Below are 16065 nucleotides of genomic sequence, written 5' to 3'. Positions count from 1 at the left end.
CCCAACGCCACTTCCCCAGCGGTGGCGCATGATCGAAATCCTAGGTGCGACAACCCCTTCCGTCCACAACCAGTCCATTGTGGACTTACAAATCGCTTGCAGCCGGCGCTCGCCGGCGCGCGGCCCGGCGGCGGACGCCCACGACCCCCGCCACGACCAGCAGCACGAGCACGGCGACGAACGGCCACGGACCGACGGCGGTGACCGCGTCGACCAACGCGCCCTGCACGACGCCGGCGAAGTCCACGACCGGGTCCGCCGGGTCGGCGTCCCCGAAGAACAACCGCAACTCGTAAACGCCGTAGTACGCCACGTACAGGCCGACCACGGTGAGCAACACCCCGCCGATGCGGGAGATGCGCGGCAGCAACGTCCGCGCGCGCGTGGCGAGGACGTTGTCGGTCAGCGTCGCGCCGACCGCGAGCACACCCACCACCAGCCCCATGCCCAGCGCGTAGGCGAGGAAGGCCGCCACGCCCTCGAGGAGGTTCGCGCCGCTCAGCGTGGTGCCGACGACGGCGAGGAACGGGCCGATGGTGCAGGACAGCGACGCGATGGCGTAGGCGACGCCGTAGCCGAACATCGAGCCCAGGCGGGCGGTCGGCGCGCCCTTGGTGGGTTTGGGCACCATCAGGCTGATCGTCTTCCCGGCGACCAGGAGCACGCCGAACACGACCAGCGCCACGCCGATGAGCACCGTGACGAACGGCAGGAACCGCTGCACCGACGCCGCCACGGGCGCGATCACCAGCCCGAACACGCCGAACACCACCACGAACCCGGCCGTCATGACCGCCGCGGCGGCCAGCGCGCGCCCGACCCGCGAACCACCCCCGTGCCCTTGCACGACGAGGGCCAGGTAGGCCGGGAGCATCGCGAACCCGCACGGGTTCACCGTCGCGACCATGCCCGCGACGAGGGCGAGCAGCAGCCCTTCGGTCATCACGCCCCCGCGAGCGCGGCGACCCGGTCCTTCAGCTCCTGTTCACCGAGCTGGCTGGTCTCCACCTCGACCTTGCCGTCCCGGCCGATGAAGGCGTACGCGGGCTGCGCGGTGACCCCGAACCGCTTCCACACCGCCGAGTCCACGTCGGCGAGGTGCGTGAAGCCGCCGAGCCCGAACCGCTGCACGAACTCGCGCATCGCGGGCTCCTTGTCCAGGGCGGCGACACCCAGGAACGTCACCGACGAGGCGCCCTTGGCGGTCGAGGCGATCCCCGGCGCTTCCCGCTGGCACTTCGGGCACCACGGCGCCCAGAACCACAGCACGGCGGGCTTGCCGGCCAGGCTCTCCCCGGAGAAGTCCGCGCCGTCGACGGTCTTCGCGGTGAACCGGAGCTGCTCCGGGACGACCACGGCCGGGCCGGACGTCGTGGTGCTCGTGGCGGACGCCGAGGTCGTCGTGGTGGTCGTCGTGGTCGTGGCCGTGGACGCCCCGCCGCCGGCGGTCGGCGACCCGCACGCCGCCACGGCGAGCAGGACGAGGGCGGGCAGGGCGGCTCGGCGCGACGACGCGCTGCGGAAGATCACGCCCCGATCATGCCGCAGTGTCCGGATCGGCGACCACCGGATCGGTTATTACGAAACCCTGACAGCGGGGCGCGAACGGGTTCACCCGGTCGATGCGCTTCGACTTCGAAGCGTGACTAGGCTGGATCGGTGCGTAGTGGTGACGTGATCGCCGGCCGCTACCGGCTGGAGGACCTGGTCGGAGCGGGCGGTATGGGGGTCGTGTGGCGGGCCACGGACCTCGAGCTCCGCCGGGTGGTGGCGCTCAAGCGGGCCGGGGGTGGGGACGGGGAGGACATCCGGCGCGAGGCGCGGATCGGGGCGGGGCTGCACCACCCCCACGTGATCTCCGTCTTCGACGCGGTGGTCGAGGACGAGCAGCGGTGGCTGGTCATGGAGTACCTGCCCGCGCGCAGCCTGGCCGAGATCACCCGGGCCGACGGTCCGCTGGCGCCCGACGAGGCCGGGCGCGTCGGCGCGCAGATCGCCACCGCGTTGGCCGCCATGCACGCCAAGGGCATGGTGCACCGCGACGTCACCCCGGCCAACGTCCTGGTCACCGAGGAGGGCACGGCGAAGCTCGCCGACCTCGGCGTGGCGTCGTGGGGCCAGGTCACCTTCACCGGGACCGAGCGGACCGCCGGAACGCCCGGTTACCTGGCCCCGGAGACGGTCGCGGGCCTGAGCGCCACACCCGCGACCGACGTGTACGCGCTCGGCGTGACGCTGTCCACCGCCGTCGAGGGCCACCCCCGCGCGGACCCGCGGCTGGCCGGCGTGCTGGCCCGGATGACCGACCGGGACCCGGACCGCCGACCCGGCGCCGAGCAGGCCGCGCGGCTGTTGACGGGCTCCGGTCGGGCGGTGTCCCGGCGCCTGCTGCTGACCGGTGGGCTCGGGGTGGCCGCGGCACTGGTCGCCACCTACGCGGTCACGTCCTCCCGCTCGGGCGGCACGAGCGCACCCGGCGGCGCGAGCGCACCCGGTGGCACGCCGACCGGTGGGGAGTCCCGGCGCCAAGGGTCCGGGCTGCTGCCCGCGGACGGCCAGGCCAAGCTGCTGTACGGCGTCGGCGACCAGATCAACACGGCGCTGGCGTTCGACCTGGTCCGGGACGCCCCGGTCCGCATGCTGACCACCAACTACCACAAGCCCGGCGACCTGACCAAGCTCCAACGGGCCCGGGACACCCTGATCGCCGACGCCTACGCGCAGGGCTACGCGTTGCACGTGGTCGTCGCGAACTGGGAAGGCGACGACCCCGAGATCCCGGTCGACACCAAGTACGGCGTCGGGTGCGGCCGGCCCCACCCGCTGTCCCCCGACTTCCTCCGGCACATGCGCACCCTCGCCCGCACCTTCGCCGGCCGGCCGGACGGACCACCCCTCTACGTGACGCTGTTCAACGAGGTCAACAAGTTCGCGTGCGTCGACGGCTCGTACGCCGCCAACCCGCAGACCACCGCGTACTACGACGCCTTGCAGGACCACTACCTCGAAGCCCGGCAGGCCATCCGCGAGGAAGCGCCCAACGCGCTGGTCGCGATGGGCTGGGACGCGTGGCAGGCCAACGACGACGACCCGTCGACGGGCGCCGGCCCCGCGATGTTCGAGCGCTTCGCCGACACGCTGGCCGCTTCGGACTTCCAGTCCGTGCTGGCCAAGCAGCCCGACGGCAACGTCGAGCGGGTGCGGGGGTGCGTCCGCGCACTCGGCACGTACGGGCCGGTCATGGTGGCCGCGTACGGCAACCAGAGCACGCCGGCGAAGGTCGTCACCGAGGACGTGTGGGCGCTGTTGACCGACGAGTCGATCGCCGAGCTCGTCGGGCACCGCCTGTTCGCCTGGAACTTCAACACCGACCAGGTGCTCGCGAAGGCCGGTCAGTCCACTGTGGACTACGTGAAGGACGTCGTGCGCCGCACCGGGCGGGAGCCGCGGTAGGGCTGCGGCGGGAAGCGCGAAGACAGCGACGCTCGCCTCCGAGCAGGCCCACGGGAAGGGCACCGAGGCCCTTCCCGTGGGCTCATCGCCCCCGGCGGCTCGCGCCTTCGCCGCGGGGGTCAGCGGTAGAACCGGACCCAGTCCACCTCGAACACCGCCGGGCGCAGGCCGCCCGCACCGGTGAAGTTGTCGAGCTGGATGTTGAGGTGCCCGGACGGCATGGCCTGGATGTCGCCGCGGTCGGTGCTCGCACCGCCGGCCAGGCGGAACCACTCGACCCCGTCCACGTAGCCGGCCAGGCCCTGCGCGGTCCACTCGAAGGCGAAGTTGTGCCACTGCGTCATGTCCACCGGGCAGAGGTCCCGACGTTCCTTCTTGTCCGTCGGGCTCTTCGGGTAGTGCAGGAACGCGGTCAGGCACTGGGCGTCCGGGTCGGAGTACTCGACCCAGTCGTACTCGCCGTTCTCCAGCCGGTTGCCCGCGGTGGGCCAGATCAGGTGCAGCGGGTGGTAGAGGCCGCCGCTGGTGCCGGCGTTGCGGGAGCGGGACCTGATCTCCCAGCGGCCGTACTGGGTGTCGAGCTTCTGCCGCAGCCAGCCGGTGTCACCGTTGGCCTCGCCGAGCATGGTCATGATGCCGTTGGCGACGGTGCTGTTCTTCGCGCACCGGCGGCCGTTCTCGGCGTGGCCCGGCCAGCACCCGGCCGTGCCGCCGGTCGTGCCCGAGGGCACCGCCCACTTGGTGGGGTCGACCGGGCCGGTGTAGTCGAACTCGTCGGAGATCGGCTGCGGCGTGCCCCAGCCGTACCGGACGGCGGCCTGCGTCTCGTCGGTCGCCGCCTGGTCGTGGGTGACCGTCAGGCCGTAGACCTTCACCTCACCGTAGTTGGTGTCGCTGCACGGCGCCGAGTTGGTGCAGTTGGCCTGCGTGTACGCGCCCGCCTTGAAGTAGCCGCCGGAGAAGCTCTTCGTGATCGTCGTCTGGAGCACGCCGTTGTAGTAGGCCTTGATCTGGCCGCCGCCGACCACGAACTTGGCCTGGAACCTCGTGCCCGGCACGTAGTTGCTCGTCACCAGCTTGTGGTGGCTGGTGTCGCCGTTGGTGATGTAGAGGCTGCTGCCCTCCAGGCGGAAGACCGACACGTCGTCGGAGGCGTCGTGGATCTGCCCGGCCACGACGTGCGGCTTGTCCGCGGGCAGCGCGGTGATGGCCTGGTCGATCACCATCGTGTGCGTGCCGGAGGTGGACGACCAGCTCGCCTTGGCGGTGCCGTTCATCTCGCGCAGTTCCGAGCGGGGGTAGCTCGAGCCGCTGGTGGTGACCCCGTTGACGGCGGCGCGGAACTGGACCGCGGCGCAGTCGGGGGTCGCGACGAACCACGGGTCGGCCGAGTAGGTGGCCAGCGCCGGTTGGTAGACGTTGGTCGGTGCCTCGTTCTGGCCGGTGGGCAGGCCGATGTACCAGTTCTTCAGGTCCAGCACGTTCGCCGGGTAGGCGCAGGTGCCGCCACCGCCGCCGTCGCCGTCCGCCCCGAGGACCTTCGTCTCCGTGATGCTGTTCCAGTCGTTGGACGTGTTGCCGTGGCCGACGATGCGGACGTACCGGGCGGAGCGGTCGGCGAAGTCGTAGGTCTCGGGCTGGAGCGTGGTGCCGCTGGTGACCTTGCGGGCCAGCGCGGTCGTCCACGTGGTGCTGTCGTCGGACAGTTCGACGTCGAAGGTGGCCCGCCGGGTGTCCCCCTTGTGCCACGCGATCGACACCGAACCGACGGTCTGGGGCGAACCGAGGTCGTACCGGATCCACACCCCGTCGCCCTCGGCGGACCAGCGGGTGGTCAGGTCGTTGTCGATGGTGTTGGCGGGCACGTTGCCGTCGTGGGTGAGGGCCGTGACTTCCGCGATCGCCAACGGGGAACCGGCCGCGGACGCCACCGCGTGGTAGCCGCTCAACGTTGCGGCGGCGACCAGCACCGCTGTGGCCGCCGCGTACTGTCGTCTCAAGTGGACCTCCTGGTCGGACGTGTCTGCGGCGACACGCTGCCGGACGCATGGCGGGACCGGTCCCAGGGGAGGGGTCCCGCCTCACGGCTTGCCGGTGACGGTGAAACGGAGGTACCGCACGTAGTTCACGAAGGTGAAGGCGTCGGCCTGGGCGGTGGCGTCCGAGGCGGCGCGCTGGGCCAGTTCCAGGTCCCGCGCCGCTTGCGCGGACTCCCGGTCGTGGGTCGCGCGGGCTCGGGCGAGGGCGGTGTTGGCGGCCTTGCGCTCGTCGGCCAGCAGGAGCTGTTCCACGCGCAGGGTTTCCATGAGGTCGCGTTCGGCCTTCTTGGCTTCTTCCAGGACCTGGTCGCGCACCACGTCCAGAGCGGCGCTCTCGGACTCGAAGCGCTCGCGGAACGGCTTGCGGTCGGCGGCGGTCAGGTAGGTGGGGCGGCTGCGGTTGGCTTCGAGCGTCAACCGCTCACGCCACTGGTCGATCCGGGTCGCTTCCGCCGAGCGCACCCCGCCGACGCGCACCCGCCTGCCGTCGGTCAGCACGAACAGCGGCCCGTCCGGCTCGTGGTGCAGGCCCACGAAGTCCGCGGCGGTGCGGATGCCGACCGCCTGGAGGTTCGCGACCTGCGCCGGTAACAGGCCCTCGATGTCGGTCTCGGCCAGCGACGACTTCGCCAGCTCCACCCGCACGTGCTGCTTCTGCCGCACCGCGAGCAGCCGCTGCTCCTCCGCGTGCGACCGCGCCAACGCCGCCCTGCGGTCGCGGTCGACCCGCTCCAGCCGCTGCTTCACCGACTCCCGGTGCGCGACCAACCGCGTGTTGTGCCAGATCTGGAGGTTGCGGCGCTTGTCGTCGTGCTCCTCCTCGAGTTCCGACGCCCTCTCGGTCAGCCGCCGACCCTCCTCCTCCAGCCGCGCGACCCTCGCGGCGGCCGACTCCCGGGCGGCGCGGAGGCGGCGCCGCTCCGCCCGCGCGGCACGGGCGCCCCGGCGTTCGGGGGTGCGGTCGTAGGTCGCCGACGTCCACGCCACCACGGCGAGCGCGTCCGCCGCGGCGACGGCCTCGCTCACCAACCCGAGGGGAGCGCCCAGCGGCAGCAACGCCATCAGCGACCAGGAGGCCAGCGTCCGCGCCCCCGGTCGTTCGGCGAACCGCACCAACGGCGGCCGGGTCGGCATGTGCGGTTCGAGCCGGTCCTCCAGCCACGACGGCAGCACGGTGCCCGTCGCGGCCGGGACGTCGTCCAGCGGGCGCAGCGGCGGTGGCGCGGCGCGGTGGTCCCGCAGGACGTCCTCGAAGCGGCGGGCCAGCGCCCGCAGGCGCGGGTCCGGGTGGCTGGTCAGGGCGGCCAGCGCGAACGACCCCGCCGGGTCGGTGAAGTCCGGCTCGGCCAGCAGCAGGTGCTCGGCGTCCTCGTCGCGCAACTGCCGCCACAGCGCGGGGTCGACCGCCAGCGCCACCAGCGACAGGTAGACCACCCACGCGGAGAACCGGTCGACCTCCGGGCCGAAGTCGGCGGCCGTGCGGTCGGGCGACTGGTAGTTGCGGTGCCCGGTCTCGGTGGCCGACATCCCCGCCAGCGCGGGCACGAACATGCCGTCGTAGTCCACCAGCTTCACCGTGCCGTCGCCGGTGACCAGGACGTTGCCGTGCTGGAGGTCGCCGTGCCCGACACCGGCCGCGGCGAGCCGCCCGGTCACCTCGGCGAACCGCTCGGCGACGCGGGCCAGGGCCTGCGGGTCGTCCAGGTTCCGCTCGATCCACCGGATCAGGCCGACCCCCTCGACCCACTCCATCCGCAGCACCGGGTACCACTGCCCCGCCACGAGCACGCCCCGGTCGACGTAGTCGAAGCCGACGATCCAGTCGTCGTCCAGGCCCGCGAGGTGCTCGCCGATCGCCCGGTACCGCGCCGCCTGCTCCCGCACCTCGCGCGTGAAGCACTTCACCGCGTACCGGGTGCCGTCCGCGACGGTCAGCGAGAAGACGACCGCGAAGTTGCCCGAGATGGCCCGGGGCCGGCCCAGCGCGTCGAGCTGCACCTCCGCGCCGGCCAGGTCGGTGTCGCGGAAGCACAGCGCGGTGTCCTGGAGGGCGTCCACGTAGGTCGCGCCGGACGGGAACGCGCGGCCCGGCCCGTCATCCGGGGTCCAGGTGAACGACGGTGACGTCGTCATTGCGCATCAACCCCTCCTCCCGCACCCCGTCCAGCCACGCGGTGAACCCGTCGTGGTCGGCACCGAACCCGCGCAGCACCCGCCACGGCCGCCCGCCGCGCCCGGTCTCGCGCAGGAACCACTCGGCCACCGCGTCCGTGCACAGGAAGAACCCGTCGCCCGGCTCGGTGCGCCCGGACGCGGTCCGCACGTGCCGGGCGAGCAGCGCGGTGTCCTCCGTGAAGGCGTTGACCAGCGGGGGCGAGTTGTCGAAGTCGGCCGGGCTGTGGAGGGGGAAAGCGCATTCGAGGCGGTCTTCGCGGACGTGGAACAGGCAGCTGTCCCCGAGGGCGGCGGCGTCCCAGCGGCCCTCGGCGAACCGGGCGGCCAGGACGGTCGCGTGCGGGCCGCGGTCGAGCTTGGGCTGTTCGTACCAGGCGATCGGGCGACCGGCCTCCTCCCGCCCGGCCACGTAGTCCTCCAGCCAGACCCGCCAGGACCTTCCTGCGGCGACCAGCGCGGCGGCGAACCGGTCGGCGTCCGCCACGACATCGACGGCCGTGTCCAGCAGGGCCGTGTCCAGCAGGGTCGCCGTGAGCAGGTCGGCCCACTCGCCCGCGAGCAGGCTCTCCGACGCGCCATCGGCCACGGCCGCGAGCACGGTCCCGTCCTCGTGGCGGACCCTGCTCGCGTCCTCGCACTCCCGCTCGGTGTTGCCCCGCTTGGGCGCGCGGAGGGTGAAGGCGATCACCGCAGTTCCGTGGCCCGCGTGCCGATGTCGAGGAACTGCACGACCGAGGTGATGTCGGCGTTGTAGACGAACCCGCGGGCCAGCTCGCCCACCGGCACGCCCTGCTGGAGCGCGTAGAAGCGCATGTGCTGCGGCAACGGGCTCGACATGCCGAACAGGGTGCGCGCGTAGGGGTCGGGCAGGGCGACGTCGGTGTCGGGGAAGGTCACCGGGACGGTGTTGGTCGCCGAGACGTGCAGGTTGAACAGCAGCGCCGCGCCGTCCGCGGTCACGTGCGTCTGCACCGCCCAGGCCGCGCTCGAGGGGTCGCCGTCGGTGGACTCGCCGTCGGTGAGGTTGAGGACGATCGGCGGGAAGCAGTCCGGGTGCCGGGCCACCCAGTCCGAGACCAGCGCCTCCGCCCGGGCCAGCGCCCGGCACATCGGCGTGGCGCCGTTCGCGACCGGGTCGACCCAGACGGGGAAGCTCGTCGTGGTCTCCACCAGCCCGCCCGCGCCGTCCGGCACCTTCTTGGCCCGCTTCTCCACCCGGGCCGGCTGGTCGGCGACCTGGCTGAGCGGCACGAGGTCCCGGCCCGCCAGGGGCCCGGTGAAGGCCGAGCCCACGGTGTGCCCGTAGCCGAGGACGGCGACGTGGAAGTAGTCGCGCACCCCCTCCTCCTTCGCGCATTTCACGCTCAGCTCGGCCAGCAGCCGGTTGATGGCGTCCGCCACCACGTCCGCCTTCCGCTGCCGCGCGCCGCCGCCGATCGGGTCGTCCATCGACGCCGACTGGTCGACCAGGAACACGAAGCAGGACGGGTTGGCCCGACTGATCTCGGCCGAGTAGGTCACGAAACCCCCTTGTGCGCGCTCACGCCAGAACGCCGCCGGCCCTCGTGACCGGCGGCACACCGCCAGCACATCATGCCCAAACCCCCGCACCCAGCCGACCTCGAACCCACCTCCGCGCCGCGTTCCCCCGGACGGCCCAAGCGCCGGCACCCGTCCGGCGGTGGAGGTGGAGGGTGTCGAACCCGTCCTGATCAGCCCGACATCGCGGCCGTCGTGGTCGGGGTCGTCGTCGTGGTCGGCGGGGTGGTGGGGAGCAGGTACGGCTCCGGGGTGCAGCGCAGGGACGGGACGGTGAACGGCTGGGTGGTCGTGGTGCCCCAGAAGCCGAGCACCACCGACTCGCCGGGGGCCAGGCCGCGCCGCCAACTCGGTGCGCTGAACGCCGCGCCCCGGCCGTACTGGCCCCAGTCGCCGGTGCCGGCCGCGGTCACCTTCTCGTCCCGGGAGAACAGGGCGGTCACCGTCCAGTCGGTCAGCGGGGTCGGGCCGGTGTTGGTCACGGTCGCCGTGACGCCGAAACCGCCGGTCCAGGACTGGACGCCGCTCAGCGCCACCCGGCAGGCCTGGTTCACGTTGGGCGGCAACGGGATCGTGCTCGAGTACGCCCGGATCACCCCGGCGGTGACCCCCGGGCCCGTGACCGTGAACTCCCCGGACCCGAAGCCCTGCAACGAGATCAGCCGCACCGACCGCGGGACGTCCCAGTCGGCCGGCGTGAAGGTCAGCGTGCGCCGCGCGCTGACGAACACCGGACTGGACGCGTCCCGCGCGATGGTCACCGTCGTGGAGGTAGGCGGCGGCGCGGACAACGACACCTTCACCACGGCGCTGCCCGACCCCGGCATGATCGCGGAGCTCCCGCCACCGTAGTCGACCACCACTTCGGGCACGTCGGCCCGCGCGTTCCCCGGTGCCACCAAGGTCATCGCCAACGCGACCACAACCGCCATCCGACGGACCACTGTCACTCCCTCTGGCCGTGTGCGACCGGATGGCGGTGGTCCGGCGCACCACGTCGATATGCCCGACAGCACACAGCATGGAGCGCCGCACCACCGCTGTCGCTTCGGTTTACCGCACGACCGGCACCCGAACCGAGACGTCCTGCAACACCATCGCGTAAGGCGTTCGGCTGCCGTGCAACAGGAACATGTCCGACACGGGACTCACGGTGAGGAACAGCGACTGGCCGGCCGGGATCGTCGCCGCCACCGAAGGCAGCTCGATGCTCCGGCGGACGCCGAGGTTCAGGCCCGCTTCCCGGTGCGGCAGCACGTTGTTCTGGATGACCTTCGCGTCCAACGGCGAGGTGCCCACGCTCAACGCGAAGAACGCTCGACTGTCCAGTCCCAGCGCGGTGACCCGGGCGTCCAGCGACGGCGACCCGGCGACGGTCAGCGGACCGTCCGCGATCTTGACCACGTGCGGCGCGACCGTGCCGGTCACGAAGTCGGGCAGGGCGTAGGACGTGTTCGGCGCGACCGAGTCCACGCTGACGCAGCCGCCCTCGGCGGTCATCAGGTGGTAGCGGCCGTGGCCGGTCAGGGTGCGGGGCGCGCCTTGCAGGTTCTCGGCGAGGAACCGCAGCTCCAGGGTGTCGTAGTCCGCGCCGCCGAGCCGGGCGGGGCACGCGTCGCCGGGCACGGCGTAGCCCGCGGGGACGGCGTTGGGCAGCGCGTGGCCGCCGTTGTAGCCGACGAGCAGGCTCCGCGCCCGTGCCCGCGGGGTCAGCGCCCGGTCGAAGTTGTCGATCGCCTGGTCCAGCGGGAAGAGGTTGTCGCTGAGGCCCTGGTGCAGCAGCACCGGGATGTCCAGCCGCCGGCCGGCGGCGACGTGGGCGGCGGGGCCGTTGTCGCGGAAGAACTCGTCCATCGACGCCGGCCAGTCGCCGGTGACCAGCCCTTCCGCGTAGCCGGCGTGGACGGTCGTGGTGTGCGCGTCCAGGCCGGCGGCGTACAGCGCGGTGATCCACGTGGTGCGGACGACCTCGCGCGGGGCGAGGCTGTCGTTGAGCGAGTGCCACGTGATCTGCGGGGCCAGCGCGTCGAACCGCGTGCGCCCGGTCTTCGCCAGCTCGGTGAACGCGCCGGCGAACTGGTAGCCGCCGCCGTAGGAGCCGCCGATCGCACCCAGCACGGGGTCGTCGGGGCCGGTCTTGCGCACCCAGTCCAGGGAGGCGACGTGGTCCACGACCCGGATGACGTCCTCCCCCTCGAACGCCGGGTCCTCCACGTGCGCCTTGCCGCCGCTCTGCCCGAACCCGCGCTGGTCGATGCTCACCACGCCGAAACCCGCGTCGAGGTACCGCTGGAACGACCCCGGCGCGGAGGTCCGGCTGCCACCCCAGCCGTGGCTGTGCAGCAGCACGGGCACCGGGTGGTCGTGGGACGCGCCGGCGGGCTTGAACACGCTCAGGCAGATGCTCACCGGCCCCGGCTCCAACGGGTCGGTCTCGGGCACACCCGCGATGCAGACGTCCTGGGGCGACTCGGCCGCCGCCGTGCCCGGGTCGGCGGCGGCCGACGAGGCGGGACTGGCTGTCGCCAAGGAGACGGCCACCACCGCGGCAAGGGTGGTCAGGGTGCGCATCGGCTCCTCCACTTCGTCGGGCGCCCACGACGGTGTGGACGCCCTTGTGGAGCTAACGACGCCGATGCGTGATGGTTGTCCTCCGTCGTGAGCCGGCCGGGCGGGGCGTTGTCAGGTGGTCGTGGCGAAGATCGGGTTCGAGTAGAACCACAGGTCTTCCCACGGGTCCGCCGCGCCGACGACGTCCATCGCCGGACCCGCCGGGTCGACCGACGCGCCGTGGTACCCGACCGCGCTCCGCTTGCCGTCCGTGCCTCGGACGCGGACGTAGAACGGCCCGTCCACGGTGATGCGGTGCACCAGCTCCACGGAATCGCCCTGGACCTCCCACGACCTCGCGACCTTGGTGTCCGGCGCGCGCAGCGTCGACCGGTCGGCGGCCGGGCCGGTGACGCGGCCGACGATCAGGTCCACCCTCGCGAGCTTCGGCACCAGACCCGCGAAGTTCGGGCGGTCGGCCAGGTCGATCTTGACCACGACCTCCACCACCTCGCCGCGGCGCACCCGGGCCGTGCCGCCCATCGGCACGCCGCCGTGCGAACCGCGAGAGCGCAACCGGACGTCCAAGCCGGCCACGAGATCGCCCAGACAGACCCACATCCGGCCCTCTCGCATGGCCTGCATGACCTCGCGGTACCCGCGACGGGTCACGCCGACCCACGTCTTGTTGTACGCGCCGGGCGGGAACGAGCTGTACTCCGTGATCGGGCGGCCGGCGTTGACCGGGTCGGGGAAGCGGCCGGTGTTGGCGAAGGTGTGGCCCTCGCTGTCGTACGGCACGGTGTCGTAGCCCTGCTGGTCCAGCTTGTCGACCGGGTTCTTCACCCAGTCGCCGCACCCCTGGTGCCCGTCCGAGGTGGTGGTGATCCACCACGGCTTGCCCTCGGCGAGCAGGCTGTCCCACAGGCCGCCGACGGTGGCCGTCGCCCAGTCGAAGCCGCCCCACGTGCGGTAGCTCTCGGCGGGGTAGCCGGGGAAGGAGAACTTGCCCGGGGACGAGTCGTACAGGCCCCGGCCGCGGGCCATGCCCGGCGCGGGGAGGCCGGCCGCCTGGTGGCCGGGCGCGCCCTCCATGCCGATGACGATGCCGGGCGCGGTGTCGCGCCAGTCGCGGGTCTCCCGCGGGGAGTTGATGCCCAGCCGCGACGGGTGGTTGGGCAGCACCAGGGCGTCGTCGACGCGGCGGTCGGCGACGGCCTTCTTCAGGAACTCCAGCGCCTGCAACGCGATGGCCTCGTTGGCCGGCGTGCCGTCGCGGGTGCCGTTGACCCGTGCGTCGAACCGGGTGACGAACTCCTGGAGCAGACCGGCCTCGCCGCGACCGGGCGCGAGCATCAGCGTGGTGTGCTCGCCCGCCGGGATGTTCCACTCCAGTCCGGTGAACACCATGACCTCGTCGCGGCGCGCGGCGGCGATGTCGGCCACCAGCGGCGGGACGCTGTAGGTGGCGAAGGGGACGTTGCCGTGGTCGGTGATGGTCAACCAACTCAGGCCGTGCCGGGCCGCCCGTTCCACCTGCGTGGCCACCGGGTACATGGCGTCGTTGCTGTACTGGCTGTGGACGTGGTGGTCGCCGGCCAGCCACAGGTACCCGTCCCGGCGTTCGGCGCGGGCCGGGGTGCCGCCGCCGAGGACCGCGCCGGCCGCGAGCCCGGTGCCGATGAGGAATCCGCGCCGATCGGTGCCCGCCATCAGGCGACCCTCGTGTAGATCACGCCGAGCGAGTCGATCTCGTCGCCGGCACGCCCGTGGAACCCGGCGATCTGCCACCCGGCGGGCGCGGTGTAGGTGACCGCACTGCCGGTCTCGCTGCCGCCGGCCAGCGTGCGGCCGGTGCTGGTCGTGAAGCCGACGCGGAAGATCCTGGTGTGGCCGTCGCGCTGCCCCGAGTGCAGGGTGACCGACTTCAGGTACTCCCCCTGCGCCAACGCCAACTGCTGCGCGGTGCCGCCACTGCCGCCGTGCGTGAACGTCGTGCCGTCGGCGAAGGTGAGGCCGACCTGGTCGACCCGCGAACCCGTGCGGATGCCCACCCCGGTGACCCGTTGCGTGACCGGAACCGTGGCCACGTCGGTGAACGGGGTGCCGTGCGGTCCGCCGAACGCGTCGCTGAGCGACAGGGCGGGGTTGAGCGACCACTGGAAGTCCGCCGCGATCGGGTAGTGGTCGGACAACATCTTGTCGTCGGCCGTGCGGAAGGCCGCGTTCTCGTTGCTGTACCGGCTCAAGCTCAGCGTGATGTACCGGTTGCCGCGGTAGAGGATCTTGTCCACGACCTCGCACGCGTCGCTGACGGTCTCGTCGCTGCACGTGATCGCGGGGCTGCCGGCGGCGGGCGGCACACCGCCCCGTTCCTCCTGCACCCAGGCGTCGGTGAGGCCGTTGGCGGTGAGCAGCTCCCGGATGTTGTCGCCGGTGCGGGTGTAGCGGGTGTTGGTGTCGCCCGCGACGACCACCGCGTTGCCCGCCGAGTTGGCGGTGATGAACCGGGACAGCTCACTGATGTTGGCGCGCCGGGCGGTCAGGTCGGCGTCGGTCGTGCCCGCGTTGGTGTGGACGTTGTAGAAGTCGACCAGCACCCCCTCGGCGAGGCGGATGCGCGACCAGGTGAAACCCTTGGGGGTCAGGCAGTCCGTGCCGTTGCACCGGTCCCACTTGTCGCGGGTGAAGTCGGAGTACGGGTAGTTCGACAGGGTGTTGAGCCCGTCACCGAACGCGGCGCCGCCGCTGGTGGGCGTGCGGTACGGGTGGGTGTCGTTGGCGTACAGGGAGGCGTGGTAGTTGAAGTCCTCCTGCACGTGCACCACGTCGTAGGGCTTGATCCGCTGCCCGATGACCGGGGTGTTCGCCTCGGGGTTGCCACTGGACAGCCCTTCCGGCAGCCCGGCGACGTTGTAGCTGAGCACCGAGAACGTCCCGCTCGACGCCGAAACCTGCACGGGCACCTGCACGGGCACCTGCACCGCGGCGGCCGGCGTCCACGGGAGCACCGCCGTGATCAAGCCGGCGGCAACACACACGGCCAATCGGGCCATCCTCATCGCACGCTCCTGGATCGTTCGAGCCGGACGACCAGAGAGAGTAGGGGTTACCTGAAAGATCTTCATATGCATGTGGGATGACAACAACGTGTACACAAAGCGACGGGTTCAGCCGCTCGACACGATGAGCCGGAAGCCGGCGTCCCACTGGTCGAGGCCGAGCAGGTCACGGTGCTGTTCGTGCCACCGACCGCTGCGCAGGTCCTCGCGCAGCCGGCGGATGCCGCGCTCGACCGCGTCGGGATCGGTCTGCGCGAGGGCGGAACAGGCGCGGCGGACGCGCGGGTCGAGGTAGGCCTCCGGGCGTCGCCAGTACGCGGGGAACACGCCATCTGTGAAGTCCCACGGCAGCGGCAGGGGCGTGACGCTGTCCGCGCCCAGTTCGTGCGCGATGTCGTCGGCGGAGGGGCGAGTCAGCTCCAGGTCGGCGATCTCGGGCACGTACTCGTGCACGAACCAGAACTCGGTGTGCCGCCGGGTGTCGTAGGCCAGCACGACCTGTCGAGGCGCCACCCGGCGCAACTCGGCGAGCCCGGCCCGCCAGTCCGTCCAGTGGTGGACGGTGAGCACGGCCAACGCGGCGTCGGCGGCGCGGTCCCGCAGCGGCAGCGCCTCGGCGACCGCGCGGACGGCCGGCCCCGCCCCGCGGGGTCGTTGGCGGATCATCTCCGTGGACGGTTCGAGGGCGACGACCGTCCGGTCCCCGGGCTCGTAGTTGCCGGTGCCCGCGCCCACGTTGGCGATCGACCGGGCGGTGCCGAGCGCGGCGAGGATAACCGCCATCCACCGCGGGTCGGTGCGGCGGCCCAGCGGGTAGCCCGTGCCGATGTTGTCGTACAGCTCCGTCGCGCCCATTCGCGGAGGGTAATGGGTTGGGTGGGTCTTGATGAGGTTCGGCGCTGTCGGGCGGCGCTGTCGGGCGGCGCTGTCGGGCGGCGCTGTCGGGCGGCGCTGTCGGCGAGGGCGGCGGTGTCGGCGAGGGCGGCGGTGTCGGCGAGGGCGGCGAGGGCGGCGAGGGCGGCGAGGGCGGCGAGGGCGGCGAGGGCGGCGAGGGCGGCGAGGGCGGCGAGGGCGGCGAGGGCGGCGAGGGCGGCAGTGTCCGGAGGTGGGGTGGGCGGGTAAAGCCGCCGAATGCGGGATTCGGGGTTCTCGGCAGGTCGGGAAGTGGCGAGTTGTGGACATACCCCAGCCCTTGACCCCGCGAAAAAGCCCTCATTAATTTGTTTAACCAATTGACTAATCGGGGG

General features: G+C 72.3%; 12 protein-coding genes. 1 reads left to right on the top strand and 11 read right to left on the bottom strand.

Annotation, left to right across the window (positions count from 1 at the left end; translation table 11 throughout):
- Window positions 1-85: 85 nt before the first annotated feature.
- Together DFJ66_RS41450 and DFJ66_RS41445 are read right to left on the bottom strand one after the other, a co-directional pair.
- Complete coding sequence (locus DFJ66_RS41450) at window positions 86-943, bottom strand: cytochrome c biogenesis CcdA family protein (protein WP_121230227.1); 858 nt, start codon at window positions 941-943, stop codon at window positions 86-88.
- On the bottom strand, window positions 943-1530 hold the full coding sequence (locus DFJ66_RS41445; protein ID WP_246030136.1) for a redoxin domain-containing protein: 588 nt from the start codon (window positions 1528-1530) through the stop codon (window positions 943-945). The genes DFJ66_RS41450 and DFJ66_RS41445 overlap by 1 nt, the downstream gene beginning before the upstream one ends.
- Before the next feature lie 129 nt (window positions 1531-1659).
- On the opposite strand from DFJ66_RS41445, the gene DFJ66_RS41440 reads away from it, so the two are divergent.
- The gene (locus DFJ66_RS41440; RefSeq protein WP_246030135.1) at window positions 1660-3453 is read left to right on the top strand and encodes a serine/threonine-protein kinase; all 1794 of its coding nucleotides are present in this window, start codon (window positions 1660-1662) and stop codon (window positions 3451-3453) included.
- A gap of 119 nt (window positions 3454-3572) precedes the next feature.
- On the opposite strand, the gene DFJ66_RS41435 is transcribed toward DFJ66_RS41440, so the two are convergent.
- The 9 genes from DFJ66_RS41435 to DFJ66_RS41395 form a co-directional block, all read right to left on the bottom strand.
- On the bottom strand, window positions 3573-5453 hold the full coding sequence (locus DFJ66_RS41435; protein WP_211351495.1) for a polysaccharide lyase family 7 protein: 1881 nt from the start codon (window positions 5451-5453) through the stop codon (window positions 3573-3575).
- Between the two features lie 81 nt (window positions 5454-5534).
- Window positions 5535-7625 (bottom strand): protein kinase family protein, encoded by a 2091-nt coding sequence (locus tag DFJ66_RS41430; protein ID WP_121230225.1) that lies wholly within the window; start codon window positions 7623-7625, stop codon window positions 5535-5537.
- Window positions 7588-8355 (bottom strand): protein phosphatase 2C domain-containing protein, encoded by a 768-nt coding sequence (locus DFJ66_RS41425; protein ID WP_121230223.1) that lies wholly within the window; start codon window positions 8353-8355, stop codon window positions 7588-7590. The genes DFJ66_RS41430 and DFJ66_RS41425 overlap by 38 nt, the downstream gene beginning before the upstream one ends.
- On the bottom strand, window positions 8352-9188 hold the full coding sequence (locus tag DFJ66_RS41420) for a vWA domain-containing protein (RefSeq protein ID WP_121230221.1): 837 nt from the start codon (window positions 9186-9188) through the stop codon (window positions 8352-8354). Before DFJ66_RS41420 ends, DFJ66_RS41425 begins: the two co-directional genes overlap by 4 nt.
- Before the next feature lie 191 nt (window positions 9189-9379).
- Window positions 9380-10138, bottom strand: coding sequence for a cellulose binding domain-containing protein (locus DFJ66_RS41415; RefSeq protein WP_121230219.1), 759 nt, complete (start codon window positions 10136-10138; stop codon window positions 9380-9382).
- 121 nt (window positions 10139-10259) lie between these two features.
- Window positions 10260-11777, bottom strand: coding sequence for an alpha/beta fold hydrolase (locus tag DFJ66_RS41410; RefSeq protein WP_121230217.1), 1518 nt, complete (start codon window positions 11775-11777; stop codon window positions 10260-10262).
- A gap of 111 nt (window positions 11778-11888) precedes the next feature.
- The gene (locus DFJ66_RS41405; protein WP_121230215.1) at window positions 11889-13469 is read right to left on the bottom strand and encodes a PHP domain-containing protein; all 1581 of its coding nucleotides are present in this window, start codon (window positions 13467-13469) and stop codon (window positions 11889-11891) included.
- Window positions 13469-14818: a jacalin-like lectin gene (locus DFJ66_RS41400; protein WP_211351494.1), complete on the bottom strand. Its 1350-nt coding sequence runs from the start codon at window positions 14816-14818 to the stop codon at window positions 13469-13471. Before DFJ66_RS41400 ends, DFJ66_RS41405 begins: the two co-directional genes overlap by 1 nt.
- A 108-nt stretch (window positions 14819-14926) precedes the next feature.
- Window positions 14927-15673, bottom strand: a complete 747-nt coding sequence (locus DFJ66_RS41395) for a class I SAM-dependent methyltransferase (protein WP_121230213.1) — start codon at window positions 15671-15673, stop codon at window positions 14927-14929.
- Window positions 15674-16065: the final 392 nt, after the last annotated feature.

It is taken from the genome of Saccharothrix variisporea, from assembly GCF_003634995.1.
GTDB lineage: Bacteria > Actinomycetota > Actinomycetes > Mycobacteriales > Pseudonocardiaceae > Actinosynnema > Actinosynnema variisporeum.
The sequence above is the reverse complement of the archived record's forward strand: the minus strand, read 5'-3'. Positions and strand labels throughout refer to the sequence as shown.